The following is a 12,802-nucleotide window of genomic DNA, read 5'->3' as shown; positions in this document are numbered from 1 at the left end:
TACGAACGCCGCTTTGGGAAAAGATGAATTCTCCGAACGCAAACATTTGCGTCAGTCTCCCAGCGAGCCTGTCGCCAGGCTCACCTCGCAAGCACAAGAACAAATTGAGGGTGACGCGATGTTTGGAACCATGGGGCGGGCGTTGCTCGCCGTCCTGGCGTTGGCCTGCGCTACTGCCATTCAGGCTGCCGATGGCCCGCAGACTGCCAGTGAACCGCGGACTTCGAATGAACCAATAGTGATCAAGTTCGCCCACGTGGTCGCGGAGAACACGCCCAAGGGGCAGGGCGCGCTGATGTTCAAGCGCCTGGCCGAGGAACGGCTGCCCGGCCGCGTGCGTGTGGAGGTCTACCCGAACTCCTCGCTGTTCGGCGACGGCAAGGAGATGGAAGCGCTGCTGCTGGGTGACGTGCAGATGCTCGCGCCGTCGCTGGCCAAGTTCGAGCAGTACACCAGGAAGGTGCAGATCTTCGACCTGCCGTTTCTCTTCGACGATATCGATGCCGTCGACAACTTCCAGCGCAGCCCGCAGGGCCAGAGCCTGCTGACCAGCATGCAGGGCAAGGGCATCCTCGGCCTGGCCTACTGGCACAACGGGATGAAGCAGCTGTCGGCCAACCGCCTGCTGCTGGAACCCAGCGATGCGCGCGGGCTGAAGTTCCGCGTGCAGGCCTCGGATGTGCTCAACGAGCAGTTCCGCACCTTGCGCGCGATCTCCCGCAAGATGTCCTTCGCCGAGGTCTACCAGGGCCTGCAGACCGGCGTGGTGAATGGCACCGAGAACACCTGGTCGAACTACGAGAGCCAGAAGGTCAACGAGGTGCAGAAGTACTTCACCGAGTCCAACCACGGGCTGGTGGACTACATGGTGATCACCAACGCGACGTTCTGGAACGGCCTGCCGCCGGACCTGCGCGCCGAGCTGCAGAAGATCATGGCCGAGGTCACCGTGAAGGTGAACCAGGAAGCCGAGCGGCTGAACCGCGACGCCCGCCAGCGCATCCTCGCCAGCGGCACCAGCGAGATCCACCCGCTCACCGCGCAGCAGCGCGCCGACTGGCGCCAGGCGATGCAGCCGGTGTGGCAGAAATTCCGCGACAACGTCGGCGCCGATTTCCTCCAGGCCGCCGAAGCCTCCAACCGTCCCCATTGATCCGTCCGGCCCCGCCGGATGGCGGGGCTTTCTGGAGCCTTTTCCATGAACCGACTCGTGCGCGTCTGGAACCACTTCGAGGAAGGCGCCATCGCCTTTCTGCTGGCGGCGATGACGCTGGTGACTTTCGTCTACGTGGTGCTGACCAACGTCTTCACCCTGTTCTATGACCTGGGCGACCGCCTGCCGTCGCTGCAGGGGCCGTTCTACGCCATCGGCGACGCGATACTCAGCGTGGCGCAGGACATGTCCTGGAGCAACGCGCTGACCAAGGCGCTGTTCGGCTGGCTGATCTTCTTCGGCATCGCCTATGGCGTGCGCACCGCCGGCCACCTGGGGGTAGACGCGCTGGTGAAGCTGGCGCCGCGCCCGATACAGCGCGGCATCGGCGTGCTCGCCTGCCTCTGCTGCCTGGGCTACGCCGGGCTGTTCATGGTCGCCAGCTTCGACTGGGTGAAGACCCTGTTCATCGCCGGCATTGGCGCCGAAGACCTCGACCACTTCGGCATCCTCCAGGCCTACATCGCGGTGATCGTGCCCATCGGCTTTGGCCTGGTGCTCCTGCGCTACCTGGAAATCCTCGTCAACCTGTTGCGCGGCCGCCAGCTCGGCCTGGGCCTCGCCGACGAGGCTGCGGAAGCCTCGAAGCTGGCCGGCGAAGAAGCCGCGGAGAATCGTCCATGACCGTGATGATCCTGTTCCTCCTGCTGTTCGTCTTCATGTTCATCGGCGTGCCCATCGCGATTTCCCTGGGCCTGTCCGGCGCGCTGACGATTCTCTTGTTCAGCCCGGATTCGGTGCGCTCGCTGGCGATCAAGCTGTTCGAGACTTCCGAGGCCTACACGCTGCTGGCGATCCCGTTCTTCCTGCTGTCCGGCGCGTTCATGACCACCGGCGGCGTCGCCCGCCGGCTGATCGACTTCGCCAACGCCTGCGTCGGCCACATCCGTGGCGGCCTGGCGATCGCGGCGGTGCTGGCGTGCATGCTGTTCGCTGCGCTGTCCGGTTCCTCGCCGGCGACTGTGGCGGCCGTGGGCTCGATTGCCGTGGCCGGCATGGTGCGTTCGGGCTATCCGCGTGAGTTCGGCGCCGGGATCATCTGCAACGCCGGGACCCTGGGCATCCTGATTCCGCCATCGATCGTCATGGTGGTGTACTCCGCCGCCACCGAGACCTCAGTGGGCAAGCTGTTCGTCGCCGGTGTGGTGCCGGGCCTGCTGCTGGGCGTGATCCTGATGGTGGTGATCTACATCGTCGCGCGGGTGAAGAAGCTGCCGGCGCAACCGCGCGCCAGCCTGCGCGAATGGCTGTCCGCGGCGCGGCGCGCGGGTTGGGGGCTGTTGCTGCTGGTAATCATCCTCGGCGGTATTTACTCCGGCCTGTTCACGCCCACCGAAGCGGCGGCGGTGGCCGCGGTCTATTCGGCCTTCGTCGCGCTGTTCGTCTACAAGGACATGCGCCTGCGCGATTGTCCCAAGGTGCTGGTGGAGTCGGGGCGACTGAGCATCATGCTGATGTTCATCATCGCCAACGCCATGCTCTTCGCCCATGTGCTGACCACCGAGCAGATTCCCCAGCAGATCACCGAGTGGGTGATGCAGGAGGGGCTGACGCCTATCGGCTTCCTGCTGATGGTGAACATCGTGCTGCTGGTGGCCGGCAGCTTCATGGAGCCGTCGGCCATCGTGCTGATCCTGGCGCCGATCTTCTTCCCCATCGCCATGCGCCTGGGTATCGACCCGATCCACCTGGGGATAGTCATGGTGGTGAACATGGAGATCGGCCTGGTGCACCCGCCGGTGGGGCTCAACCTGTTCGTCACCTCGGCGGTCACCGGCCTGCCGCTGGGGGCGACCATCCGCGCGGCGCTGCCGTGGCTGATGATCCTGCTGCTGTTCCTGATCCTGGTGACCTACGTGCCCTACATCTCGCTGGCGCTGCCCCACGCCCTTGGCATGTGACAGGTTGTCGCGGCCCCGTGAGCCTGTTGCCAAAACAACGGCTTATGGGGCCCATCACTACGACTAAGGATTGGTAAGACCATGGTCGTATGGTTCGGGGAAGGGTGTCGCCGTTACAACTTAGGGCAACAAAAACAACACTCTTCACCGAGGTAAAACGCCATGACAGCGGCATCCGTGTACCCCGTGCGTCCCGAAGTGGCCGCGACCACTCTGACCGACGAGGCCACCTACAAGAAGCTGTACCAGCAGTCGGTGGTCAACCCCGACGGCTTCTGGCGCGAACAGGCCCAGCGCATCGACTGGATCAAGCCGTTCACCAAGGTCAAGCAGACCTCCTTCGATGACCACCACGTGGACATCAAATGGTTCGCCGACGGCACCCTGAACCTCTCCTACAACTGCCTCGACCGCCACCTGGCCGAGCGCGGCGACCAGCTCGCCATCATCTGGGAAGGCGACGATCCTTCCGAGCACAAGGAAATCACCTACCGCGAACTGCACGAGCAGGTCTGCAAGTTCGCCAACGCCCTGCGCGGCCAGGACGTGCACCGTGGCGACGTGGTGACCATCTACATGCCGATGATCCCGGAAGCCGTGGTCGCCATGCTGGCCTGTGCCCGCATCGGTGCGATCCACTCCGTGGTGTTCGGCGGCTTCTCCCCCGAAGCGCTGGCCGGTCGTATCATCGACTGCCGCTCCAAAGTCGTGATCACTGCAGACGAAGGTCTGCGCGGCGGCAAGAAGACCCCGCTCAAGGCCAACGTCGATGACGCCCTGACCAACCCGGAAACCAACAGCGTGCAGAAGATCATCGTCTGCAAGCGCACCGGTTCGGACATCAAGTGGAACCAGCACCGCGACGTGTGGTTCGAGGACCTGATGAAGGTCGCGGGCTCCACCTGCGCACCGAAGGAAATGGGCGCCGAGGACCCGCTGTTCATCCTCTACACCTCCGGCTCCACCGGCAAACCCAAGGGCGTGCTGCACACCACCGGCGGCTACCTGGTCTACGCCTCGCTGACCCATGAGCGGGTGTTCGACTACCGTCCGGGCGAAGTCTTCTGGTGCACCGCCGACATCGGCTGGGTCACCGGTCACACCTACGTCGTCTACGGTCCGCTGGCCAACGGCGCGACCACCGTGCTGTTCGAAGGCGTGCCGAACTATCCGGATATCTCCCGCGTCGCCAAGATCGTCGACAAGCACAAGGTCAACATCCTCTACACCGCACCGACCGCCATCCGCGCCATGATGGCCGAGGGCAAGGCGGCGGTCGAAGGCGCCGACGGCTCCAGCCTGCGCCTGCTGGGTTCGGTGGGCGAGCCGATCAACCCGGAAGCCTGGCAGTGGTACTACGAGACCGTCGGCCAGTCGCGCTGCCCGATCGTCGACACCTGGTGGCAGACCGAAACCGGCGCCTGCCTGATGACTCCGCTGCCGGGCGCCCACGGCCTGAAGCCGGGCTCCGCCGCCAAGCCGTTCTTCGGTGTGGTGCCGGCGCTGGTGGACAACCTGGGCAACATCCTGGAAGGGGCCACCGAGGGCAACCTGGTGATCCTGGATTCCTGGCCGGGCCAGGCGCGTACCCTGTACGGCGACCACGACCGCTACGTGGACACCTACTTCAAGACCTTCAAGGGCATGTACTTCACCGGCGACGGCGCCCGTCGCGATGAGGACGGCTACTACTGGATCACCGGCCGCGTCGATGACGTGCTCAACGTCTCCGGCCACCGTATGGGCACCGCCGAGATCGAGAGCGCCCTGGTGGCTCACCCGAAAGTGGCCGAGGCCGCGGTGGTTGGCGTGCCGCACGACATCAAGGGGCAGGGCATCTATGTCTACGTCACCCTGAATGCCGGTGAGGAGACCAACGAGCAACTGCGCCAGGAACTGCGTGCCTGGGTGCGCAAGGAAATCGGCCCGATCGCCACCCCGGACGTAATCCAGTGGGCGCCCGGCCTGCCGAAGACACGCTCGGGCAAGATCATGCGCCGCATCCTGCGCAAGATCGCCACGGCCGAGTACGACACCCTGGGTGACATCTCCACCCTGGCCGATCCGGGTGTGGTACAGCACCTGATCGACACGCACCAGGCCATGCGCGCGGCCTGATCTGCGATCTGAAGAAAAACGCCCCGCTTGCCGGGGCGTTTTTCTTTTCTGCGTTTTGGCTTTTCGTAGGAGCGAGCTTGCTCGCGAACGCATGGCGCCGAGCCAGTCCGGTTCGCGAGCAAGCTCGCTCCTACGGTGTGTTTCCTGCCCACCGGTAACATTTCCCTGCGACAAAATGAGGCGCCAGGAAACAATTCGCACAGTTTCGATGCGTCTTTTCTGTGCGCGCGGAATGAGTCAATATCGCGCACCCCGCGCAATGCCTCATGTCTGATATATGTGGCCCAATTACTGCAGGTAAATTGGGTTTTACTACCCGCTTTCAGGTCACGTAAAATCCGCGCCGTCAAGCCGCCGGGGCTCTGTCTCCGGCGCTTCTATAATTACTTGTCGCATTGAAGAAATAACCGCTCCGGGGCTGTCGCTAGAATGCCGCTCACCCCGGTAGGCGCGCTTTTCACAAGAATCGCGCCGGCAATGCGCAGACGAACAATAACCTTCACTTCTGCACGGGCAGCCTGGGCCAACCCCTTTCTCCTGCCAATCGAAGTCCTACCCTCGAAGGAGTTACTGATGAAGAAGTTTGCACTTCTCGGTGCGCTGGCCCTGTCCGCGCTTTCCCTGGTTGCCCACGCTGACGACAAGCCGGTCCGCATCGGCATCGAAGCCGGCTATCCGCCTTTCTCCTTCAAGACTCCCGACGGCAAGCTCGCCGGTTTCGATGTGGATATCGGCAACGCCCTGTGCGAAGAGATGAAGGTCAAATGTACCTGGGTCGAGCAGGAATTCGACGGCCTGATCCCGGCGCTGAAGGTTCGCAAGATCGACGCCATTCTCTCGTCCATGACCATCACCGACGAGCGCAAGAAGTCCGTCGACTTCACCAACAAGTACTACCACACCCCCGCGCGCTTCGTGATGAAGGAAGGCGTGACCCTGAACGATCCGCTGGCGGACCTGAAGGGCAAGAAGGTCGGTGTGCTGCGCGCTTCGACCCATGATCGCTACGCTACCGACGTCCTGGCTCCGGCCGGCATCGAAGTGGTGCGCTACAACTCCCAGAACGAAGCCAACATGGACCTGGTCTCCGGCCGCATCGACGCGACCATGGCCGACTCGGTCAACCTCGACGATGGCTTCCTGAAAACCGACGCCGGCAAGGGCTACGCCTTCGTAGGTCCGGAATACAATGATCCGAAGTACTTCGGTGGTGGCGCCGGCATCGCCGTGCGCAAGGGTGATACCGCCCTGGTCGAGAAATTCAACACGGCCATCGCCGGCATCCGTGCCAACGGCAAGTACAAGCAAGTACAGGACAAGTACTTCAAGTTCGACGTCTACGGCGAGAACTGATCCACGTCCAGAAGTGGCACAGACCCAGGCCTGATCCTGAAGTTTGTGCCACTTTTTTATTGGGGGTGAGCCTGCAGTCGCGCTTGCCCTGAGCGTCCGTGTCGTTGCGGGCGGCGTCCGGTTTCACGAGGTACGAAATTATGCTCAATGGCTACGGAGCTACCATCGTCGATGGTGCCTGGCTGACGCTTCAGCTCTCCCTGCTGTCGATGGCCCTGGCGATCGCGCTGGGTCTGCTCGGTGCGGCCATCCGCCTGTCGCCGGTGAAATGGCTGGCCTGGTGCGGCGACCTCTATTCCACCGTGATCCGCGGCGTACCGGACCTCGTGCTGATCCTGCTGATCTTCTACGGCGGCCAGGCCGCCGTGAACTGGGTTGCGCCCATGGTCGGCTATGACGACTACATCGACCTCAACCCCTTCGCCTCCGGCGTCGGCACCCTGGGCTTCATCTTCGGCGCCTACCTGTCCGAGACCTTCCGTGGCGCCTTCATGGCCATCCCGAAAGGGCAGGGCGAGGCCGGCTTCGCCTACGGTATGAGCCCGCTTCAGGTGTTCTTCCGTATCCAGGTGCCGCAGATGATCCGCCTGGCCATCCCCGGCTTTACCAACAACTGGCTGGTGCTGGTCAAGGCTACCGCGCTGATCTCCGTGGTCGGTCTGCAGGACATGATGTTCAAGGCCAAGCAGGCCTCGGACGCCACCCGCGAACCCTTCACCTATTTCCTTGCCGTGGCGGCGCTGTACCTGGTGGTCACCAGTGTTTCCCTGGTGCTGCTGCGCATGCTCGAACGCCGCTATTCGGTCGGCGTGAAAGTCGCCGAGCTTTGAGACCGGGAGCCCTCGAATGATCTTTGATTTTTCCGTCATCTGGGACAGCCTGCCGCTCTACTTCAGCGGCCTGCTGGTGACCCTCAAGCTGCTGGCGATCTCGCTGTTCTTCGGCCTGCTGGCGGCGGTGCCGCTGGCGCTGATGCGCTGCTCGAAGAACCCGGCGGTGAACCTGCCCGCGTGGCTCTACACCTACGTGATCCGCGGCACCCCGATGCTGGTGCAGCTGTTCCTGATCTACTACGGTCTGGCGCAGTTCGAGTTCGTGCGTGAAAGCGCCATGTGGCCGCTGCTGTCCAACGCCACCTTCTGTGCCTGCGCGGCGTTTGCCATCAACACCAGTGCCTATACCGCCGAAATTCTTGCCGGCAGCATCCGTGCGACCCCGCATGGCGAGATCGAAGCCGCCAAGGCCATGGGCATGTCGCGGATCAAGATGTACCGCCGCATCCTGCTGCCCTCGGCCCTGCGCCGCGCGCTGCCGCAGTACAGCAACGAAGTGATCATGATGCTGCAGACCACCAGCCTTGCGTCCATCGTGACCCTGGTGGACATCACCGGCGCCGCGCGCACCGTGTACTCGCAGTACTACCTGCCGTTCGAGGCGTTCATCACCGCCGGCATCTTCTACCTGATCATGACCTTCACCCTGGTGCGCCTGTTCAAGTTGGCCGAGCGCCGCTGGCTGGCCTATCTCGCGCCGCGCAAGCACTGAGGAAAAGACCGTGGAACGTATCGATCATCTGTTGCCGTGGAGCAGCCTGGGTAGCGAGCGCCGCCTGAGCGTGTTCCGCTACGGCAAAGGCCCGCGCAAGGTCTACATCCAGTCCAGCCTGCACGCCGACGAGCTGCCGGGCATGCGCACCGCCTGGGAACTCAAGCAACGCCTGGCCGACCTTGAGTCGCGCGGGCAGCTGAACTGCGTCGTCGAACTGGTGCCGGTGGCCAACCCCATCGGCCTGGGCCAGACCTTGCAGGCCAGCCACCTGGGTCGTTTCGAGTTCGGTAGCGGGAAGAACTTCAACCGCGATTTCGTCGAGCTCTCCGCGCTGGTTGCCGAGCTCGTCGGCGACAAGCTGGGCGTCGATGAGGCCGCCAACGTCGAGCTGATCCGCCAGGCCATGCGTGAAGGTCTCGACGCCCTGCCGCCGGCCTCGTCGGAGCTGCAGGGCATGCAGCGCATACTGCTGCGCCACGCTTGCGATGCCGAAGTGGTGCTCGATCTGCACTGCGACTTCGACGCCGCCATCCACGTCTACGCGATCCCGCAGCACTGGCCGCGCTGGAAGTCCCTGGCCGCGCGCCTCAAGGCTGGCGTGGCGCTGCTTGCCGAAGACTCCGGCGGCAGCTCCTTCGATGAATCCTGCTCGCTGCCCTGGCTGCGTTTGGCGCAGGCCTTCCCGCAGGCGGCGATTCCGCTGGCGTGCCTGGCGACCACCGTCGAGCTGGGCGGCGTGGGCGATACCCGCGTCGACCAGGCACAGGACAATTGCGAAGCCATCCTCGGCTTCCTGGCCGAGCAGGGCCTGATCGCCGGCGACTGGCCGGCGGCGCCGGCCGAGTGCTGCGAAGGCATGCCCTTCGAAGGCACCGAATACCTCTATGCACCCCACGCTGGCGTAGTGAGTTTCCTGCGCAAGGCGGGGGAGTGGGTGGAGAAGGGCGACGCGCTGTTCGAGGTGGTCGACCCGCTGAACGACCAGGTCAGCACCGTTCGCGCCGGGACTTCCGGCGTGCTGTTCGCCATCGAGCGTGGGCGCTATGCCCAGCCGGGGCTTTGGCTGGCCAAGGTGGCCGGGCGTGAGCCGTTCCGCAAGGGCCGGCTGATCAACGACTGAATTCGAGAACCGACACCATGTACAAACTGGAAATCCAGGACCTGCACAAGCGCTATGGCACCCACGAGGTGCTCAAGGGCGTCTCCATGGCGGCGAAAGCGGGCGACGTGATCAGCATCATCGGCTCGTCCGGCTCGGGCAAGAGTACCTTCCTGCGCTGCATCAACCTGCTGGAGCAGCCCCACGCCGGCAAGATCCTGCTCAACGGCGAAGAGCTCAAGCTCACCCCGAACAAGGATGGTGCGCTCAAGGCCGCCGATGCCAAGCAGTTGCAGCGCATGCGCTCGCGTCTGTCGATGGTGTTCCAGCACTTCAACCTGTGGTCGCACATGAGCGCCCTGGAAAACGTCATCGAAGCGCCGGTCCACGTACTGGGCGTGTCGAAGAAAGAGGCGCTGGAAAAGGCCGAGCACTACCTGGCGAAAGTCGGTGTTGCGCACCGCAAGGATGCCTACCCCGCGCATATGAGTGGCGGCGAGCAGCAACGCGTGGCGATTGCCCGTGCCCTGGCGGTCGAGCCGGAAGTGATGCTGTTTGACGAACCGACCTCGGCGCTCGACCCCGAGCTGGTCGGTGAAGTCCTGCGGGTAATGCAGGACCTGGCCCAGGAAGGCCGCACCATGGTGGTGGTGACCCACGAGATGGGCTTCGCCCGCGAGGTCTCCAACCAGTTGGTGTTCCTGCACAAGGGGCTGGTGGAAGAGGCGGGCTGCCCGAAGGAAGTCCTGGCCAATCCGCAATCCGAACGCCTCAAGCAGTTCCTTTCCGGCAGCTTGAAGTAAGCTGTCTGTTACCGTCGCCTGGTGATCTAGCCGCATGACCGCACAACGCATCGGATTTCTCCTCTGGCCGCACACGCGGGCGCTGACCCTCGGTCTGGCCGAGGAGGCCCTGCGGGTCGCCCGCCGGCTGCACCCCGAAGCGCTTTATGAGCCCGTGTTCATGAGCGCCGAAACGGTGGCCGAGGCCGATGGCTGGCGCCTGCCGGGGCAGGCCTGGAACGGTGTGCTGGAGCAGTGCCAGCGCATCTTTCTGGTCGCTGACGAGATCCCGCAGACGGTTTCCGCGCCGCTGGCTGCCGTACTCAAGCAGCTATCGCGCAGCGGCGTGAGCATTGGCGCGCTGTCCGCCGGCATCTATCCGCTGGCGCAACTGGGCCTGCTCGACGGCTACCGCGCCGCCGTGCACTGGCGCTGGCACGACGACTTCACCGAGCGTTATCCCAAGGTCATCGCCACCAATCACCTGTTCGAGTGGGACCGTGATCGTCTGAGCGCCTGTGGCGGCATGGCGGTGCTCGACTTGCTGCTGGCCGTGCTGTCCCGCGACCATGGCGCGGAACTGGCGGGCGCGGTGTCCGAAGAACTGGTGGTGGAGCGCATTCGCGAAGGCTCCGAACGCCAACGCATCCCGCTGAAGAACCGCCTCGGTTCCAGCCATCCGAAGCTCACCCAGGCGGTGCTGCTGATGGAGGCGAACATCGAGGAGCCGCTGACCACCGACGAGATCGCCCAGCACGTGTGCGTTTCGCGCCGCCAGTTGGAGCGCATCTTCAAGCAGTACCTGACCCGCGTGCCCAGCCAGTACTACCTGGAACTGCGCCTGAATCGCGCGCGGCTGATGCTCATGCAGACCAGCAAGTCGATCATCCAGATCGGCCTGTCCTGTGGCTTCTCCAGCGGCCCGCACTTCTCCAGCGCCTACCGCAACTTCTTCGGCGTGACTCCTCGCGAAGACCGTAATCAGCGCCGCGGCCAGGGCGCCGCCGAAGCCGCTGCGGTGGTCGCCGAGCGCGGCTGACTTTTTTATCCCTGTAGGGCGAATAGCCTGGGGTAGGTTAGCCGCCGTTCACCGTACGGTCTCTAGCTGTGATGCGCCTTTATGTAGGAGCGAGCTTGCTCGCGAACCGCCTGACGCCGATGTGGCCGGGAAGAGCGTTCGCGAGCAAGCTCGCTCCTACATGAAAGCTGCTCCCGTCTTATTCCCGTTTCGCTTGTTCGCCGAGCGAACAAATTCCACCCTCGTTGGTACCCGCAGCAGTTCGCAGGCCTTACACTGCGCCTTCCCGACGCTTTCTGTCGCATTTCCGTAAGCCTCGGCAATTCGCGGGTTGGCGCTATAACAAGTTGTCGCATGGCGGCAATGACGGCCCGCAGTTCGTCCCTACAATCCATTCATCGATAGCCGCCTCAACCAGGCAGGAGAACACCGATGTCCGCTCCGCAAGCTCAGGTCCAACGCTCCGATTTCGACCAGGTCATGGTTCCCAACTATTCGCCGGCTGCCTTCATTCCGGTGCGTGGCGAGGGTTCCCGAGTCTGGGATCAGAGCGGCCGAGAGCTGGTGGACTTCGCTGGCGGCATCGCGGTCAGTTCCCTGGGCCATACCCACCCGGCGCTGATGCAGGCGCTGACCGAGCAGGCGGGCAAGATCTGGCACGTGTCCAACGTGTTCACCAACGAGCCGGCACTGCGCCTGGCCAAGAAGCTGATCGACGCCACCTTCGCCGAGCGCGTGTTCTTCGCCAACTCCGGCGCCGAGGCCAACGAGGCCGCGCTGAAGCTGGCGCGCCGCTACGCCCATGACGTCTACGGCCCCGAGAAGTACGAGATCATCTCGATGGTCAACAGCTTCCACGGCCGTACCCTGTTCACCGTCAACGTCGGCGGCCAGGCCAAGTACTCCGATGGTTTCGGCCCGAAGGTCGAAGGCATCACCCACATTCCGTTCAACGACCTGGAAGCCCTCAAGTCAGCCATCTCCGACAAGACCTGCGCTGTGATCATCGAGCCGGTGCAGGGCGAGAGCGGCGTGCTGCCGGCCGACCAGGCCTACCTGGAAGGCGTGCGCAAGCTGTGCGATGAGAACAACGCGCTGCTGATCTTCGATGAAGTGCAGAGCGGCTTCGGTCGTATCGGTTACCTCTACGCCCACCAGTACTACGGCGTGAACCCGGACATCCTTTCCAGCGCCAAGGGCCTGGGCGGCGGCTTCCCGATCGGCGCCATGCTGACCACCGCGAAGATCGCCGAGCACCTGGTCGTCGGCACCCACGGCACCACCTACGGCGGCAACCCGCTGGCGTGCGCCGTCGCCGGCGCCGCCTTCGACGTGATCAACACCCCGGAAGTGCTCGAAGGCGTGAAAGCCAAGCACGAACGCTTCAAGGTCCGCCTGGAGAAGATCGCCGCCGAGTACGGCATCTTCACCCAGGTCCGCGGCATGGGCATGCTGATCGGCGCGGTGCTCAACGATGCCTTCAAGGGCAAGGCCAAGGACGTGCTCAATGCCGCCGAGAAGGAAGGCGTGATGGTCCTGCAGGCCGGCCCGGACGTGGTGCGCTTCGCGCCCAGCCTGGTGATCCCGGACGCGGACATCGATGAAGGCCTGGATCGCCTCGAGCGCGCCATCGCCAAGCTGACCCGCGGCTGATCCCCCGGCTACGCTGAATCGGCGGGGCCCGCGCCTCGCCGCCTGACCGGCCGGATTGTCCCGGCCGGTGCTTTCGAATGCCCTGATGAGCGCGGCACAGGCTGTGTCGTGCCCACG

Annotated in this window: 11 protein-coding genes; all 11 read left to right on the top strand. The window is 64.1% G+C overall.

Translation table 11 applies throughout. The annotated features are described in order from the left end of the window. Positions 1–118: 118 nt before the first annotated feature. The 11 genes from AC2T4A_RS26635 to AC2T4A_RS26585 all read left to right on the top strand — a co-directional run bounded on the left by AC2T4A_RS26635 (position 119) and on the right by AC2T4A_RS26585 (position 12,685). On the top strand, positions 119–1,153 hold the full coding sequence (locus tag AC2T4A_RS26635; protein WP_486742179.1) for a TRAP transporter substrate-binding protein: 1,035 nt from the start codon (positions 119–121) through the stop codon (positions 1,151–1,153). Between the two features lie 45 nt (positions 1,154–1,198). Next, on the top strand, positions 1,199–1,837 hold the full coding sequence (locus AC2T4A_RS26630) for a TRAP transporter small permease (RefSeq protein WP_486742178.1): 639 nt from the start codon (positions 1,199–1,201) through the stop codon (positions 1,835–1,837). Further along, on the top strand, positions 1,834–3,114 hold the full coding sequence (gene dctM, locus AC2T4A_RS26625) for a C4-dicarboxylate TRAP transporter large permease protein DctM (protein ID WP_416747805.1): 1,281 nt from the start codon (positions 1,834–1,836) through the stop codon (positions 3,112–3,114). Before AC2T4A_RS26630 ends, dctM begins: the two co-directional genes overlap by 4 nt. A gap of 162 nt (positions 3,115–3,276) precedes the next feature. Beyond that, positions 3,277–5,232, top strand: a complete 1,956-nt coding sequence (gene acs / locus AC2T4A_RS26620; protein ID WP_054907236.1) for an acetate--CoA ligase — start codon at positions 3,277–3,279, stop codon at positions 5,230–5,232. A gap of 573 nt (positions 5,233–5,805) precedes the next feature. Beyond that, a complete protein-coding gene (locus AC2T4A_RS26615) occupies positions 5,806–6,585 on the top strand; it encodes an ABC transporter substrate-binding protein (RefSeq protein ID WP_416747807.1) in 780 nt (259 codons plus the stop codon). 140 nt (positions 6,586–6,725) lie between these two features. Continuing rightward, positions 6,726–7,415 carry an ABC transporter permease gene (locus AC2T4A_RS26610; RefSeq protein ID WP_348587058.1) on the top strand — a complete coding sequence of 230 codons (690 nt, stop codon included), beginning with the start codon at positions 6,726–6,728 and terminating at the stop codon, positions 7,413–7,415. Positions 7,416–7,431: 16 nt separating this feature from the next. Further along, on the top strand, positions 7,432–8,130 hold the full coding sequence (locus tag AC2T4A_RS26605) for an ABC transporter permease (RefSeq protein WP_413348757.1): 699 nt from the start codon (positions 7,432–7,434) through the stop codon (positions 8,128–8,130). A gap of 10 nt (positions 8,131–8,140) precedes the next feature. Continuing rightward, the gene (locus AC2T4A_RS26600) at positions 8,141–9,253 is read left to right on the top strand and encodes a succinylglutamate desuccinylase/aspartoacylase family protein (RefSeq protein ID WP_486742177.1); all 1,113 of its coding nucleotides are present in this window, start codon (positions 8,141–8,143) and stop codon (positions 9,251–9,253) included. 17 nt (positions 9,254–9,270) lie between these two features. Further along, positions 9,271–10,035 carry an arginine/ornithine transport ATP-binding protein AotP gene (aotP, locus tag AC2T4A_RS26595; protein ID WP_416747812.1) on the top strand — a complete coding sequence of 255 codons (765 nt, stop codon included), beginning with the start codon at positions 9,271–9,273 and terminating at the stop codon, positions 10,033–10,035. Between the two features lie 34 nt (positions 10,036–10,069). Then, positions 10,070–11,053 (top strand): transcriptional regulator ArgR, encoded by a 984-nt coding sequence (gene argR / locus AC2T4A_RS26590; protein ID WP_486742176.1) that lies wholly within the window; start codon positions 10,070–10,072, stop codon positions 11,051–11,053. A gap of 411 nt (positions 11,054–11,464) precedes the next feature. Next, positions 11,465–12,685 (top strand): aspartate aminotransferase family protein, encoded by a 1,221-nt coding sequence (locus AC2T4A_RS26585; RefSeq protein ID WP_478377097.1) that lies wholly within the window; start codon positions 11,465–11,467, stop codon positions 12,683–12,685. Positions 12,686–12,802 lie beyond the last annotated feature (117 nt).

It is taken from the genome of Pseudomonas sp. PVC-3-1 (assembly GCF_057444315.1).
Note: the sequence above shows the minus strand (reverse complement) of the source record. Positions and strands in the feature narration are given on the sequence as shown.

Coding starts and splice junctions, on each gene's coding strand:
- AC2T4A_RS26635 (WP_486742179.1), top strand. CDS start 119: ATGTTTGGAACCATGGGGCGGGCGTTGCTCGCCGTCCTGGCGTTGGCC.
- AC2T4A_RS26615 (WP_416747807.1), top strand. CDS start 5,806: ATGAAGAAGTTTGCACTTCTCGGTGCGCTGGCCCTGTCCGCGCTTTCC.
- AC2T4A_RS26630 (WP_486742178.1), top strand. CDS start 1,199: ATGAACCGACTCGTGCGCGTCTGGAACCACTTCGAGGAAGGCGCCATC.
- aotP (WP_416747812.1), top strand. CDS start 9,271: ATGTACAAACTGGAAATCCAGGACCTGCACAAGCGCTATGGCACCCAC.
- argR (WP_486742176.1), top strand. CDS start 10,070: ATGACCGCACAACGCATCGGATTTCTCCTCTGGCCGCACACGCGGGCG.
- AC2T4A_RS26605 (WP_413348757.1), top strand. CDS start 7,432: ATGATCTTTGATTTTTCCGTCATCTGGGACAGCCTGCCGCTCTACTTC.
- acs (WP_054907236.1), top strand. CDS start 3,277: ATGACAGCGGCATCCGTGTACCCCGTGCGTCCCGAAGTGGCCGCGACC.
- AC2T4A_RS26610 (WP_348587058.1), top strand. CDS start 6,726: ATGCTCAATGGCTACGGAGCTACCATCGTCGATGGTGCCTGGCTGACG.
- AC2T4A_RS26585 (WP_478377097.1), top strand. CDS start 11,465: ATGTCCGCTCCGCAAGCTCAGGTCCAACGCTCCGATTTCGACCAGGTC.
- dctM (WP_416747805.1), top strand. CDS start 1,834: ATGACCGTGATGATCCTGTTCCTCCTGCTGTTCGTCTTCATGTTCATC.